The organism is Salinicola salarius, from assembly GCF_003206135.1.
GTDB lineage: Bacteria > Pseudomonadota > Gammaproteobacteria > Pseudomonadales > Halomonadaceae > Salinicola > Salinicola salarius.
This window is the reverse complement of sequence record NZ_PZJT01000016.1, coordinates 65,547-79,270: the sequence shown is the minus strand read 5'-3', so window position 1 is coordinate 79,270 and position 13,724 is coordinate 65,547. Positions and strand designations below refer to the sequence as shown.

The following is a 13,724-nucleotide window of genomic DNA, read 5'->3' as shown; positions in this document are numbered from 1 at the left end:
GCAGGCGTCCGTGACGCCTGCGGCGAATCGGCACTTACTTCGACTGAGCCTGGGACTCGGCGCGGATACGGTCGATCAGATCGCCGCCAATCTTGTCCCGCCACTCGTCGTAGACCGGCGCCAGATCCTCCTGGAAGGTCGCGATCTGTTCCGGCGTCAGCTCGGTGATCTGCATGCCTTCGTCTTTCAGTTCCTGCTTGATCTGGTCATTCATGACGCGGCTGACATGACGCTCGTAGTCGCCCATCTGCTTGGCGGCCTCACGCAGCAGTTGCTGATAGCTCTCCGGCAGACGGTCCCAGAAACGCTCGGAAACCAGCGTGATGAAAGGCGTGTAGACGTGATTCGTTTCGGTGGCGTACGGCTGTACCTCATTGAATTTCGACGATTCGATGGTAATCCACGGGTTTTCCTGACCGTCGACGACACCCTGCTCCAGTGCAGTGAACAGCTCGGCGAAAGACATCGGTGTCGGATTGGCACCCAGCGTGCGCCAGATGTCCAGGTGGATCGGGTTCTGCATGGTGCGAACCTTGAGGCCATCCAGATCCGAGGGGGAGGCCACCGGCTGCTTGCTGTTGGTCAACTGGCGATAGCCATTCTCGGCCCAGCCGATGGCCACGAGGCCTTTGGTCGAGGCGTCCTCCAGCATCTGCTGGCCGATCTCGCCGTCGAGCACCTTGTCGGCGATTTCCGGCGTCGGGAACAGGAACGGCAGGTCGAATACGGCAAACTGCGGGAACATGCTCACCATCGGCGAGGTGGAAGGCGCCGTCATTTCCAGCGTGCCGGCCTGAAGCGCGCTGACCGACTGGAGATCGTCGCCGAGCTGGGCGCTGTGGAAGGTCTGCACCTCGATATGGCCGTCACTACGCTGCTCGACGATCTTCTTGAAGTATTCCAGACCGCGATACTGGGCACTGGACTGGGTCAGGCCGATATTGAACTTGAGGCTGTAGTCGTTGCCGTCCCCTTTGACGACATCGCCCTTGACCTCCGGAATCGGGGGCATTTCGGTGGCCGCGACGGCCGACAGGCTGGTCAGGCTCAGAACGGTTGCCACCATCAGCGAGGTCAACGGAGAACGGGCGCGACGGGATCGCGTGGCGGAAGGCGATGATGTGATTGTTGTCATCTTCAGCTCCAGAACGTTAGTGAAGTGAATAGCGCAATTGGCGTGCATGGCGTGAGTGACGTGCAGTGCGGCGCCGCGGGTCTCGGCGGCGTCCGAATGCTCGGGTCGGCGGCGCCGTCATTGCCAGGCGCTGCCATCGGGATATCGATGAGCGGCGAGGGAGTCCGCCTTCATGGTGACGCTGTAGCCGGGGGCATCCGGCACCAGGTAATGCCCGCGGCGGATTTGTACCGAGTCGACGAAATGTTCGTGGAGATGGTCGACGTATTCGAGCAAACGGCCTTCCAGCGAGCCGGAAACCGCGATGTAGTCGAACATCGAGATGTGCTGGGTGTATTCGCACAGGCCCACGCCGCCGCCATGGGGACAGACGGGAATGTCGTACTTCGCGGCCATCAGCAGCACCACGATCACTTCGTTGAGGCCTCCCAGCCGAGCAGCGTCGAGCTGGCAGAAATCGATCGCATCGGCCTGGAACAGCTGCTTGAACATCACCCGGTTGTGGCAATGCTCGCCGGTGGCGACGCCGATCGGCGCCAGGCGGTGGCGGATTTCGGCATGACCCAGCACGTCGTCGGGGCTGGTCGGCTCCTCGATCCAGTGAGGACGAAACTCCGCCAGCCGGCGCATGTTGGCGATCGCCTCGTCGACGTCCCACATCTGGTTGGCATCCATCATCAGCAGGCGCGCTTCGCCGATCTCTTCGCGCAGGATGCGGGCGCGCCTTCGATCCTCCTCGATGTCGCCGCCGACCTTCTGCTTGAAGTGGTCCCAGCCATCGGCGATGGCATCGCGGCAGAGCTGGCGCATCTTCTCTTCCGAGTAGCCGAGCCAGCCGGCCGAGGTGGTGTAGCCCGGATAGCCGTGCTCGCGCAGTGCGGCTTCGCGTTCGGCCTTGCCGGCCTCGCGACGCTTGAGCAGGCCGATCGCCTCTTCCGGGGTCAGTGCATCGGTAACGAAGCGAAAGTCGAGACACCGCACCAGCGCTTCCGGGGTCATGTCGGCGAGCAGCTTCCACACCGGCTTGCCTTCATGCTTCGCCCACAGATCCCAGATCGCGTTGATCATCGCCGAGCAGGCCAGATGAATGACGCCCTTTTCCGGCCCCAGCCAGCGCAGCTGACTGTCGCCGCTGGTCAGCTCGCGCCAGTAGGCGCCCATGTCGGCGGTGATATCCGAAAGCGAGCGCCCCTCCAGGCGGGAGGCGAGAGATTCCACTGCCCTGACGCAGATCTCGTTGCCCCGGCCGATGGTGAAGGTCAGGCCATGGCCGGTAATGCCGTCGTCGGCGTCGGTATGCAGGATGACATAGGTGGCCGAGTAATCCGGCGCGGCATTCATGGCATCCGACCCGTCCAGCTCGCGGGAGGTCGGGAAGCGAATGTCCTGAACTTCGACCCGTTGAATCGTGGGCATGCTGACGAGATTCCTTGCCTTATGGATGAAGGTTGTCACGGTTTCCATGAAATACTTCGAAAAATACTGGACGCCAATTCGATATCTTTAGTCGTAGGATTGCCCGTGATTGGCGCGGTTATTTCAGGAATTTAATCATAAAATCTGGCTGCCTTTTTGGAATGTATCGTCAGACTAATTGGCGCTCGCTGGCGCTGACCAATCTTTTTTTTTGCAACCTCGATAACCGGGGGTTATTGTCTTTGACCAAAGGCTTATCCGGATCGGAATGATGTCCAACGATAGTCGTAATCACGTCAAGGGTTGGCTGCGTATCAAGCATCTCGCGCTGCTTGTCACGCTGGACGAAAGTCGCAATCTTCACGCCACGTCTCGCCATATGAACATGAGCCAGCCGGCCGCCAGCAAGATGCTCAAGGACATCGAGACGTTTTTCGGCATGACGCTGTTCTATCGCCAGCCTCGCAGCATGGAAATCACCGATGCCGGGCGGCTACTGGTGCGTTACGCCCGGACGATCCTCAACGACACCGATCGTCTGATAGACGATCTGGTATCGCTGCGTGAAGGGGGGCACGGCAAGCTGGTCATTGGCTCGGTACCCGGCGCGGCACCACTGCTGTTGCCCAAGGCGATCACCACGATCAAGTCTCGACGACCGCAGCTGGCGGTCAGCCTTTTCGAGAATTCCAGCGATCGGTTGCTGGCGGACCTGGAATACAAACAGCTGGATGTCGTCATCGGACGCGTGACGGAACACGCCCAGCACCACCTGTTCGACTTCCTGCCGCTACAGGCTGAGCCGGTTTCGATCGTGGTGAGGGCGGGGCATCCGCTGTGCGAGCGTCCGCCCGGCCTGGGCGAGGTCGTGCGCTGGCCCTGGGTGCTGCATCCCATGAGCAGCCCGATGCGAGGACTGTTCGAGGTGGCGCTGGCCGAAGCCGGAGTCGCGACGCCGCGCAATGTGGTGGAAACCACCTCGACGCAGACCACGCTGCAACTGGTCAGCTCGTCGGATGCCATCGCCCTGTTGCCGACATCGGTGCTCAAGACGGCCGTTTCGGCGGGCAAGTTCACCGCGCTCCCGCTGGTGATCGGCGAGCCGCTGGGCTACTACGGCGTGTTGACCCGCAAGGGAGAGGAGATATCCGATGTGGTCGGCGAGTTCATCGATACGCTGTTGATGCGCGACGAACCCTGAATTTCCACTGCCGACGCCAGGGCGGCGTCGGCAGCAGAAGCAGAAGCGATGGCTTCGGACTCACGCCGAACCGGCGTCAGCGTTGACCGAGGTGAGCCAGCAGCGCGCGGATACCGAAAGTCCACGGCGGCAGGCGGTCGCTGCGATCGACGACGTTGCTCAGCGTGCCCAGCCTTGGTGTCGAGATGGTCACCCGGTCGCCGATATGATGGGTGAAGCCCTGGCCTTCGCCGTCACGGTCCTGAATCGGCGAGAACATGGTACCGAGAAACAGCATGAAGCCATCCGGGTACTGGTGATGGGCGCCGTAGGTCTGCGCCACCAGATCCAGCGGATCGCGGCTGATCTCGCGCATGTCGCTCTGTCCTTCCAGCAGGAAGTCGTCGTCCGCCCCCTCGATGCGCAGCGATACCTGGGCATTGCGCACGTCATCGATGCCGAAGTGGTCGTCGAACAGCCGGATGAACGGCCCGATCGAACAGGAGGCGTTGTTGTCCTTGGCCTTGCCCAGCAGCAGGGCGCTGCGACCCTCGACATCGCGCAGATTGACGTCGTTGCCCAACGTGGCGCCACGCACTTTCCCCTGGGCGTCCACGGCCAGCACGATCTCCGGCTCCGGATTGTTCCACTCGGAGGCGGGATGCAGCCCGACGCGGGCGCCGTGGCCGACCGCAGACAGCGGCTGCGCCTTGGAGAACACCTCGGCGTCGGGGCCGATACCCACTTCCATGTACTGCGACCAGCCGCCACGCGCCTGGAGTTCCGCCTTGAGCGCCATCGCCTCTTCCGAGCCCGGCTTGATCCGCGACAGATCGCCACCGATCAGGGATTGAATCTCCTGACGCAGTTCGGCAGCGCGCTTGAGATCGCCGCCCGCCTGCTCCTCGATCACCCGTTCCAGCAGACTGACCGCAAAGGTCACGCCGCACGCCTTGATCGCCTGCACGTCGCAGGGGGCCAGCAGATAGGGCGCGCGCGGTGCGTCCCCGTGGCTGTTGGCAAGCACGTCCGTCAGCGTGCCGACGCTGTTGCCCGGCGCCTCGCGAGCGAGCCAGGCGGCATCGTCGCGCTCCAGCAGGTCGGCCATGGTCGAGACGTGCTCGGAAAGATCGACCAGCACGTCGCCGCGCAGGGCCACCAGCGCCGGGCCGGCGCGGCCATCATCGCTGGTCAGCCAGACGCGCCCCACCAGCAGTGCCTGATCGGCATCTTCGGGAAGACAGTTGTCTTGAAGGCGGCCGGGATCATTGGGTTGGGTCATGAAAAACAGAGCTCCTGTCGAGTCGAAAGGGATGTGTGCTTGTTAGCCGAAGGCTGTCTTGCCGGCCAGGGATGAGTCTGCCACGGCGTTGCGCATGGCATCGACGACATCCGTCGGCAACGGGATGCCGTTGTCGAGATAGTCCCGGCGCCGGGCCAGGCCAGACTGGCCGGGCAGACGCACCGGCCTGGCGGGGTCGCGCGGTCGGCTGTCGAGGCAGCGTCTGGCGACATGGTCGGTCTCGTCGAGAAACGACTCGGTGCCGCCGAAGCGGGCCGGATCGATCACCATCACCATCACCGAAGCGCCCCAGCCCTCGGGGGCATCCTTGCGGCCGAAGCCGGAAAGGGCGGAGGTCAGCGCCTCGACCATCAGTCCCAGTGCGAAGCCCTTGTGACCGAAGGCGAGTTCGCCCAGCGGCAGAATGCTTCCTGCCGGCGAGGCGAAGTAGTCCTCCGGGTCGTCGCTGATCTCGCCGTGGCCGGTCAGAATCGCCGGATGATCGAGCTTGCCGCCGGCAGCGTGCGTCTTGCCTACGGTGCCGTTGGTGATGGTCGACATGCTGACGTCGATCAGCATCGGCTGTTCGCGCCCCGGGATGCCGATCGCCAGCGGATTGGGTGTGTAGACCCGATCCAGCCCGCCATAAGGGGCGACGGAGGCGACCGCCGGGTCCGAAGTCAGGATCAGCGGCACCAGGTTGGCCTCGACCAGCGGTTGCAGATACGCCGCCAGGCAGGCGATGTGATGCGAGCGCTTGAGGCTGACCATGCCGATGCCGAACGTTTTTGCAGCCTCGCAACAGTGATCCAGCGCACGCTGGACGAGGTACGGCCCCAGCAGGTAGTGGCCGTCGAACAGCGCCGCGACCGGGCTGTTCTGCTGGATCTCGAGCCGCTCGTGATCGCCGCAGGCATGGCCCGCCTTGAGATCCTTGAGATAGCCGTTGGCCAGCTTCACCCCGTGGGTGTGGTGGCCGAGCAGGTCCCCCTCGACCAGAATGCGTGCGGTGGTTTGCGCCACCTCCGGGCTCGCGCCATTTTCCTCGAACAGGGTAACCAGCGTCGAATGCAGGGCGGCAGCATCATATCGGGTCATGAGGACCTCGGCTTGTGACTGGGTTGTGGCGTGCTACGCCAGCGGCGGAACAGGCGGATCAGTGAAGGCAACAGCCAGATCAGGATGACCATCGCGCCCAGCGCGGCGCTGATCGGCCGCTCGAAGAAGGCCAGCAGATCGCCGTTGGATTTCAGCATCGAGCTCATGAAGCTGTTCTCCAGGGTACTGCCGAGCACCAGTCCGAGAATGGCGGGGGCCATCGGGAAGTCGTTGCGGGCGAGCACGAAGGCCACCAGCCCAATGATCAGCATGATCCAGATATCGGTGATCGAGTTGTTGATGGCGAAGGCGCCGACGATGCAGAAGCTCAGGATCACCGGCATCAGGATCTTGCGCGGTGTCAAAATGAACACCTTCGACGCGCGGATGGCGAGATAGCCGATCGGCAGCATGATCAGGTTGGCGACGAAGAACACCGTGAACAGGGCATAGACCTGGCCGCCGCCATTCATGAAGATCGTCGGGCCGGGGTTCATGCCCTTCATGTAGAGCACGCCGATGACGATGGCGGTAATGGTATCGCCGGGGATACCGAATACCAGCGCCGGGACCCAGGCGCCGCTGATGCCGGAGTTGTTGGCGGAACTGGCGTCGACGATACCCTCGATATGGCCCGTGCCGTATTTCTCCTTTTCCCTGGAGCGGCTCTTGCCGAGGGCGTAGGCGATCCAGGCGGCGATGTCCGCTCCGGCACCGGGGAGCGCGCCGATCAGCGTACCCAGGGAGCTGCCACGCAGCACGTTACGCCAGTAGGTCTTGATGTGCCCCGGCGCCTTGAGGAACACGCTGTCCTTCGCTGTCACCGGGACATGGCGTTCCTCGACCCGCGAGCCGTAGAACATCATGATCTCGTTCAGCGCGAACATGCCGATCATCACAGGGATGAAGTTGATCCCGGCCATCAGGTCGGGAACGCCGAAGGTGAAGCGGGGCGCACCGCTCATCATGTCCAGCCCCACGGTCGACAGCAGCAGGCCCACCGTCAGCGACAGGAAGGCTTTGACTCGGGATCCGATGGCGATGAAGATCGAGCTGCTCAGGCCCAGCAGCGCCAGCCAGAAGTATTCGAAGGAGCTGAAATTGAGCGCCATTTCGGCCAGCGAGGGTGACACGAACACCAGCACCATCGTGCCGAACAGCCCGCCAATGACCGAACAGACCAGGTTGGTGCCCAGCGTTTCGCGGGCGCGTCCCTTCTGCGCGAGTCGATAGGATTCACCGACGTAGGCCGCCGATGCCGGCGTGCCGGGAATGTTGAGATAGGTGCCGGGGATATCGCCGGCGAAGATCGCCATTGCCGAGGTCGCCACGATCGCGGCGATGGCCGGGGTGGCATCCATGTAGAACGTGATCGGCACCAGCAGCGCTACCGCCATGGTGGCGGTCAAGCCGGGAATGGCCCCGACGAAGAGCCCGAAAACGGCCGCCGCGACGATGACCAGCATCGTCTGCAGGTTGAATACCATTGCCAGGCCTTGCAGGAAATCGTCCATGGGCAGTCACCAGGCGAATGTGAGGGTTTGGGAAAACAGCGTACCTTCCGGTAGCGGGATCAACAGGTAGCGCGAGAACAGCACATAGATTGCCGCGGCAACGATGATCGACACGAGCAGCGATAGCCACAGCCTGGCGCCCCGTATCAGCATCAGCACCAGCATGCTCGCCGCCATGCACAGCGCCGCGCCCAGAAATTCGCTGGCCAGGATATAGAACACGACCAGCGCGCAGGGCAGCAGCGAGATCAGCAGGCCGCGGTAATCGTAGCTCGCCACTTGGGAGCGGGGACCGGCGAACGCGTTTTTGAGCTGGCCCACCCGAGTCAGTGCCAGCACCAGTCCGCCGATCACCATTCCCCCGCCGATCAGCGAGGGGAACAGCGACGGGCCGAACTGCAGCGCCGGCATGGTCGGATAGGTCTGGGCGACGGCAATGACCACGCCGCCGCCGATCATGAACGCCAGTCCGAGCAGGAAATCTCTCATGAGGTCGTCTCCCGTTCGGGTCGTCGGATCACTTGGCCAGGCCTACCTGTTCGACGATCTTGCCGAAGCGCTCGTCCTGTTCGGCCATGAGCTTGCCGAAATCGTCCGCGCCCCGCCATTCGGTGCCGAAGCCCTGCTTGGCCATGAAGTTCTGGTAGGTGTCGCTGTTGTAGGCGGCTTCGACCGCTTTCTCGAGGGTCTCGACGACGGCCGGATCCATCCCCTTGGGACCGGCGATACCGCGCCATTCACCGATGGCGTAGTCGCTGCCGATCGCTTCCTTCAGGGTCGGGACGTCGGGGAAGCTGTCGAGCCGCTCCGGCGCCATGATCGCCAGGCTTTTGGCCTTGCCGGCCTCGATCATCGAGCGCCCCTCGGGCACCGAGCTCGGGACGATATCGATGCTGCCGGCCGCCATCTCGGTCATCGCCGGGGCCGAGCCCTGGCTGGGTATCCACGAGACGCGATCGGCCTCCATTCCCTGATCCAGCAGGAAGCCGGCGAAGGCCAGGTGCCAGACGCCACCCTGCCCGGTACCGGAAGCGGTATAGGTTCGAGCGGGCTCGCTCTTGACCTGCTCGACCAGCGATTCGACCGAGTCGAACGGGCCGTCGGCGGCCACCTGGATGCCGGCGTAGTCGTAGTTGATCTGGGCGATCGGCGTGTAGTCCTGGTAGGTGAGCTGCGTCAGCCCCTGCCAGTGCATCATGTTGATCTCGCCGGTAATCAGGCCGAGCGTATAGCCATCCGGCTTGGCCATGGCCATGGCGGTGTGTCCGACCACGCCACTCCCGCCGGTCCGATTGACCACGTTGACTGTCTGGCCAAGCTCCTCTTCCAGCGCGGCAGCGATGGTTCGAGCGGTCGCGTCGGTGCCCCCGCCGGCCGCCCAGGGAACGATCAACGTAATCGGCTTCTCGGGATAGTCGGCCATTGCCGGCAGCGGCAGCAACAATGACAATCCCAGCAATCCTGCGAGATGACTTCTGGTTATTGACGTCTTCATGGCGTGTTCCTTGGCGGGGGATTTTTTGTGCGGTTATGAGCCTGCATTTCGCTCAATGAAGCTATGGTTTATGACCATTGAGTGCAATATGCGTATTGACTAGACATTGGTATAACGGCGAAACCCTGACCATGCCTTTCTGGTGATGCGACATGCTGAAAACGGATCGGATGAAGGCGGTTTTATTCTGGCCAATCAATGTCGTCAGGCAGATCGTTGAGAAAGCCTTCGTGTCGAACGATGACCCTCGCCGCCAGATTACGCCGGTTCGCTTCGGAGGTATTTGCTCCGAAAGTCTATGTTGTACTTATTTTTCATATGTTCAACATAGGCGTCAGGTGATAAACGGTGGTCGTTGTGTCGCGAGGCGTCGGGTCAGGTCGGGGTGGCGGCATCCGTTTGCCCAGCGGAGGCACCCGGCACGCTTTGTCGCATTGCGCGCGAAGGGTCGTGGACGTTTGCGATCGAGACGGACAGGATGATGAACTCGGGACGTCCCGCCAGGGTGGTCGAGACGTCGTGGTGGCAATGACCGATTAGCGATGGAGAGGAGAGTACGATGCGCCTGATACAGTGCCTGAACGACGATCAACTGACCGTGGCGATGGTCGTCGATGAACGGGAGGTCCAGGTCGTCGACGCCGACGCGGGCGTCTATGGTCTGGCCAGACGCGCCATCGACGAGGGCAAGACGCTGACCTCGGTAGTCGAATCGGCGCTGATCGAGCAGCGTCTCGACTACGCGCAGATCGTTGCCGAGCGACGCCTGCTGCCGCCTTTGACGCATCCGGATCCGGCGCATTGCCTGGTCACGGGGACGGGGCTGACGCATCTCGGCAGCGCCGATACCCGTTCGGCGATGCACGCTGCCGCTATGTCCCCGTCTGAAGGCGGGGTCGACGAAAGTGAGCTCACTGACTCCATGCGCATGTTCCGCATGGGCATCGAGGCCGGCAAGCCGAAGGCGGGAGAAGTCGGGCCGCAGCCGGAATGGTTCTACAAGGGGGATGGCGACTGCGTGGTGGCGCCGGAAACCGACATTCCATCCCCGGCGTTCGCCCAGGATGCCGGCGAGGAGCCGGAGCTGGCCGGGCTTTATGTCGTCGGCCAGGACGGCACGCCCTGGCGCGTCGGTTACGCCATCGGCAACGAATTCTCGGATCATGTCACCGAGCGCTTCAACTACCTGTGGCTGGCGCACTCCAAGCTGCGCGCCTGCAGCTTCGGCCCGGAGCTCTTCATCGGCGAACTGCCGGAAAACCTGGAAGGCACCAGCCGCATCGTGCGTGACGGTCGCACGCTATGGGAAAAGCCGTTTCTGACCGGCGAGGGCAACATGGCCCACAGTCTGGCGAACCTCGAGCACCATCACTTCAAGTATCGCAACTTCCGCCGTCCCGGCGACGTGCATGTCCATTTCTTCGGCACGGCGACGCTGAGCTTCGCCGACAAGATCGTGGTCGAACCCGGCGATCGCTACGAGATCGACCTGCCGGCCCTGGGACGGCCGCTGCGCAACACGCTCGGGAGCGAGCAAGATTTCGGCTATGCAGCCGCGAAAGCGCTCTGAGCGTCCGCCAACCCAACGCACCGATGCTTCAGTACCGACCGGGCCAGCGATCGTTTACGCCGCTGGCCCGTCGGCCAAGTCAGTGACAAGTTTGTGAGAGCCTCGATCATGACCGAACGTCCCCGCCGTACCCCCGATCAACTCCGTTCGCGCTGGTGGTTCGATAACCCTGACCACGCCGGCACCACGGCGCTGTGTCTCGAGCGTTACATGAACTACGGCATCACCCTGGAAGAGCTCTCTTCCGGCAAGCCGATCATCGGTATCGCCCAGTCCGGCTCCGACCTCACCCCGTGCAACCGCCATCACATCCAGCTGGTGGAGCGGGTCAAGGCAGGCATCCGCGCGGCGGGCGGCGTCCCGTTCGAGTTTCCGCTGCATCCGATTCACGAGAACGTACGCCGGCCCACCGCCGCGCTGGATCGCAATCTCGCCTATCTCGGCCTGGTCGAGGTGCTTCACGGCTATCCGCTCGACGGCGTGCTGCTGACCACCGGCTGCGACAAGACCACGCCGGCCTGTCTGATGGCCGCCGCCACGGCGGATATCCCGGCGATCGTGCTTTCCGGCGGGCCGATGCTCAACGGCTGGCGCGGCAAGGATCGTGTCGGTTCCGGCACCATCGTGTGGGAGCTGCGCAAGCGTCTCGCCACTGGCGAGATCGACTACCCAGAATTTCTGGCCCGAATCGCCGATTCCGCACCCTCGGTGGGTCACTGCAACACCATGGGCACGGCATCGACCATGAATTCGATGGCCGAGGCGCTGGGCATGAGCCTGCCCGGCTCGGCGATGATTCCCGCGCCCTACAAGGAGCGACCGATGGTCGCCTACGCTACCGGGGCGCGCATCGTCGAGATGGTGTGGGAAGATCTGCGTCCGAGCGACATCCTGACGCGTGAAGCGTTCGAGAACGCCATCGTCGTCTGTTCGGCGCTGGGCGGCTCGAGCAACGCGCCGGTCCATATCAATGCGATCGCCCGTCACGCGGGAATCGAGCTGACCAACGACGACTGGCAGCGGCTGGGTCACGACGTACCGTTGCTGGCCAACGTGATGCCGGCCGGCGCCTATCTCGGCGAGGAGTTCTACCGTGCCGGCGGTGTGCCGGCGGTGGTGCACGAACTGCTGGCGGCCGGTCGGCTTCACGGTGACGCGCTGACCGTCAATGGCCAGACGCTGCATGCCAACTGCTTCGGCCAGGAAACACAGGATGAAGACGTCATCCTGCGCTACGCCAACCCGCTGGTCGAATCGGCAGGTTTCCTCAACCTCAAGGGTAATCTGTTCGATTCCGCACTGATGAAGACCAGCGTCATCTCGGAAGATTTCCGGCGCCGCTATCTCTCCAATCCGGAGGATCCGGAAGCGTTCGAAGGCAAGGTCGCGGTCTTCGACGGCTCGGAGGATTACCACGCGCGCATCGACGACCCGGCACTTGGGATCGACGAGAACACCATCCTGGTGATGCGCGGCGCCGGTCCGGTGGGGCATCCCGGTGGCGCCGAGGTCGTCAACATGCAGCCGCCGGAAGCGCTGATCAAGCAGGGCATCGAATCGCTCCCGTGCCTGGGCGACGGACGCCAGTCGGGAACCTCCGGCTCGCCCTCGATTCTCAACGCCTCGCCGGAAGCGGCGACCAACGGCGGCCTGGCGCTGCTGGAGACCGGCGACCGAATCCGCATCGATCTCAACCGCGGCGAAGCCAATCTGCTGATCGACGCCGAGGAGCTGGCAGCGCGACGCGCCAGGCTCGAAGCCAGCGGCGGCTATCCCTATCGCGACCACCAGACCCCATGGCAGGAGATTCAGCGCTCGATGGTCGAACAGCTCGATCGTGGGATGACACTCGCGCCGGCGACCAAATATCGCGCCATAGCCTGGGATCTGCCGCGGGACAACCACTGACGAGCTACGAGCTACGAGCTACGAGCCACGAGCCACGAGCCACGAGCCACGAGCGAAGGTGAGCATCGGGCTCTCTAGAGAGCGGCGCTGACTTTGGAGCGCTAAAGACAGAGGCGCGGCTACGGGCGCCTAGACCAAGAGAGAGGCGCGTCTTGGGGCGTCTAGGAAGATGGCGCGGCTTCGGGCGCCTTGGAGGATGGCGCGTCTTGGGGCGCCTAGGAAGATGGCGCGGCTTCGGGCGCCTTAAAAAGTCCCCGGATAGGCGCCGCCGTCGAGCAGGATGTTCTGGCCGGTCATGTAGGTGGCCTGGCGGCTGCAGAGAAAGGCGCAGACTTCGCCGAACTCTTCGGGGTTGCCGAAGCGGCCGGCGGGTATGGCTTCCAGACGCGCCTGGGCGACCTCGTCATGCGTGCGGCCGCTCTTGCTGGCGGCCTTGTCGATGCCACCCCTCAGCCGCTGGGTGTCGAAGGCGCCCGGCAGCAGGTTGTTGATGGTGACGTTGCGACTGGCCAGGCTCGATTGGCGAGCGGTGCCGGCGACGAATCCGGTCAGGCCGCTGCGGGCACCGTTGGAGAGCCCGAGCACGTCGATCGGGGCTTTCACCGCCGACGAGGTGATATTGACGATCCGGCCGAAGCCGCGCTCGGCCATGCCATCGACGCAGGCCTGAATCAACGCAATGGGCGCCAGCATGTTGGCGTCCAGCGCCGCGATCCAGTCGTCCCGCTCCCAGTCTCGGAAATCGCCGGGAGGCGGGCCACCGTTGTTATTGACCAGGATATCGACCTGGGGCGGCGCGCTTAGCACCGCCTCCCGGATGGCCGGATCGCCGATGTCACCGGCAACCGTACGCACTTCGATCGCCGGATCGAGTGCGCGCAGCTCCTCGGCGACGGCGTCCAGCGTCTCCTGCCGGCGCGAGTTGATGACCAGATTGACCCCTTCCCTGGCCAGGGCAACGGCGCAACCCTTGCCCAGTCCCTGGCTGGCGGCGCAGACGATGGCCCAGCGGCCGTTGATACCGAAATCCATGTTGGTTCTCCTCTGACGAGATCGAGGCGGGCATCGCAGGCATGCGAGTTTCCGCGCTCCTTGGGTATCGCGCTGCCGGCACGCGAGGACGGCG

General features: G+C 63.6%; 11 protein-coding genes. 3 read left to right on the top strand and 8 right to left on the bottom strand.

Annotated elements, in window-relative coordinates; genetic code table 11:
- Positions 1 to 34: 34 nt before the first annotated feature.
- Both DOM32_RS14680 and DOM32_RS14675 read right to left on the bottom strand, forming a co-directional pair.
- Positions 35 to 1,135 carry a TRAP transporter substrate-binding protein gene (locus DOM32_RS14680; RefSeq protein WP_071230323.1) on the bottom strand — a complete coding sequence of 367 codons (1,101 nt, stop codon included), beginning with the start codon at positions 1,133 to 1,135 and terminating at the stop codon, positions 35 to 37.
- Positions 1,136 to 1,252: 117 nt separating this feature from the next.
- The gene (locus tag DOM32_RS14675; RefSeq protein ID WP_110635737.1) at positions 1,253 to 2,551 is read right to left on the bottom strand and encodes an L-fuconate dehydratase; all 1,299 of its coding nucleotides are present in this window, start codon (positions 2,549 to 2,551) and stop codon (positions 1,253 to 1,255) included.
- A gap of 271 nt (positions 2,552 to 2,822) precedes the next feature.
- Between DOM32_RS14675 and DOM32_RS14670 the strand changes: the two genes are divergently transcribed.
- Positions 2,823 to 3,752 carry a LysR substrate-binding domain-containing protein gene (locus DOM32_RS14670; RefSeq protein ID WP_071230325.1) on the top strand — a complete coding sequence of 310 codons (930 nt, stop codon included), beginning with the start codon at positions 2,823 to 2,825 and terminating at the stop codon, positions 3,750 to 3,752.
- 76 nt (positions 3,753 to 3,828) lie between these two features.
- Here the strand turns inward: DOM32_RS14670 and DOM32_RS14665 are convergent, their stop codons facing one another.
- From DOM32_RS14665 to DOM32_RS14645, 5 genes are read right to left on the bottom strand one after another with little or no spacing between them, the layout of a single operon-like run.
- The gene (locus DOM32_RS14665; protein ID WP_071230326.1) at positions 3,829 to 5,013 is read right to left on the bottom strand and encodes a fumarylacetoacetate hydrolase family protein; all 1,185 of its coding nucleotides are present in this window, start codon (positions 5,011 to 5,013) and stop codon (positions 3,829 to 3,831) included.
- A 42-nt stretch (positions 5,014 to 5,055) separates the two neighbouring features.
- A complete protein-coding gene (locus tag DOM32_RS14660; protein ID WP_110635731.1) occupies positions 5,056 to 6,111 on the bottom strand; it encodes an Ldh family oxidoreductase in 1,056 nt (351 codons plus the stop codon).
- Complete coding sequence (locus DOM32_RS14655) at positions 6,108 to 7,625, bottom strand: tripartite tricarboxylate transporter permease (RefSeq protein WP_071230328.1); 1,518 nt, start codon at positions 7,623 to 7,625, stop codon at positions 6,108 to 6,110. Before DOM32_RS14655 ends, DOM32_RS14660 begins: the two co-directional genes overlap by 4 nt.
- 6 nt (positions 7,626 to 7,631) lie before the next feature.
- Entirely contained in the window at positions 7,632 to 8,114 is a 483-nt protein-coding gene (locus tag DOM32_RS14650; protein ID WP_110635727.1) for a tripartite tricarboxylate transporter TctB family protein, read from the bottom strand.
- A gap of 28 nt (positions 8,115 to 8,142) precedes the next feature.
- On the bottom strand, positions 8,143 to 9,120 hold the full coding sequence (locus DOM32_RS14645; RefSeq protein WP_110635725.1) for a tripartite tricarboxylate transporter substrate binding protein: 978 nt from the start codon (positions 9,118 to 9,120) through the stop codon (positions 8,143 to 8,145).
- Positions 9,121 to 9,679: 559 nt separating this feature from the next.
- Here DOM32_RS14645 and araD1 point away from each other — a divergent pair.
- Positions 9,680 to 10,690: an AraD1 family protein gene (araD1, locus tag DOM32_RS14640; protein ID WP_110635722.1), complete on the top strand. Its 1,011-nt coding sequence runs from the start codon at positions 9,680 to 9,682 to the stop codon at positions 10,688 to 10,690.
- A 108-nt stretch (positions 10,691 to 10,798) separates the two neighbouring features.
- Positions 10,799 to 12,598 carry an IlvD/Edd family dehydratase gene (locus DOM32_RS14635; protein WP_110635719.1) on the top strand — a complete coding sequence of 600 codons (1,800 nt, stop codon included), beginning with the start codon at positions 10,799 to 10,801 and terminating at the stop codon, positions 12,596 to 12,598.
- A 243-nt stretch (positions 12,599 to 12,841) separates the two neighbouring features.
- On the opposite strand, the gene DOM32_RS14630 is transcribed toward DOM32_RS14635, so the two are convergent.
- On the bottom strand, positions 12,842 to 13,630 hold the full coding sequence (locus DOM32_RS14630; protein WP_110635716.1) for an SDR family oxidoreductase: 789 nt from the start codon (positions 13,628 to 13,630) through the stop codon (positions 12,842 to 12,844).
- Positions 13,631 to 13,724 lie beyond the last annotated feature (94 nt).